The 870-nt window shown below is 27.8% G+C and carries 1 protein-coding gene; it reads right to left on the bottom strand.

The features are described from left to right. Window positions 1-139: 139 nt before the first annotated feature. Window positions 140-870: glycosyltransferase family 4 protein (locus tag ACTHW2_RS12940; RefSeq protein ID WP_442264301.1), on the bottom strand; the 731-nt coding region annotated here is incomplete at its 5' end.

Raw genomic sequence — 870 nt, 5'->3', positions numbered from 1 at the left:
CTTTATATCCTCTTAGTATTAAATTTTCAGCAAATTTATAATGACGAATTAAAGGACCTAATTCAGGGGGGATTGCATAATGATTTAAAATCCATATATTTTTCATATTATCACTCCAAAACTACCTTAAATATTTATATTAATTTTTAAATTCCATATATATATTATTGACTTTTCCAAAATTATCTCGTATTTCAAATTTTTCTTTTACATATTTTCTACCTGCTTGACCCATTTTAATTCTAAGTAAATCATCATTAATCAATCTATCTAATGAACTAGTAAGTTCTTCTATGTTTTCTTTTTCAACTACTATACTTGAAACACCTGGATTTGTTGCTTCAGGTAGTCCTCCCACATTTGATACAATAACAGGCACACTACAAGCTCCAGCTTCTACTGCTGCTACCCCAAAACTCTCACTATCAAATATTGATGGAAATGCTGCTATATCAAATGAATTAAAGGTCTTTATTACTTGATCTTCCGATAAAAAACCTAAAAATCTAACTTTATCAAAAACCTCTAATTTTTTAGATAGTTGTTTTAATTCTTGCTCTTGAGGTCCTTTTCCTGCTATATGAAGTTCTAAATCTAAGTCAGGATTATTTTTAACTGAATTAGCGAATGCTTTTATCAAATAATCTACTCCATACTTAGGGTCTAATGTTTTTACTGTTCCAATGATAATTTTATTCTCGTTTTTATATTGGTCATTTGGCTTATATTTATTAGTATCTACACCAAAAGGTGTAACTTCTATAGCTTTATTAGTGTATTTTTTAGTTTCTTTAGCCATAACTTCACTTGTAGATAATATTTTATCTGCTCTATTTAATACATATTGTATGCTTTTTTTATGTGCTATAG

Origin of the sequence: Tissierella sp., from assembly GCF_052089545.1 — a bacterium.
Taxonomy (GTDB): Bacteria; Bacillota; Clostridia; order Tissierellales; family Tissierellaceae; genus Tissierella_A.
This window is presented reverse-complemented; position numbering and strand designations above follow the sequence as displayed.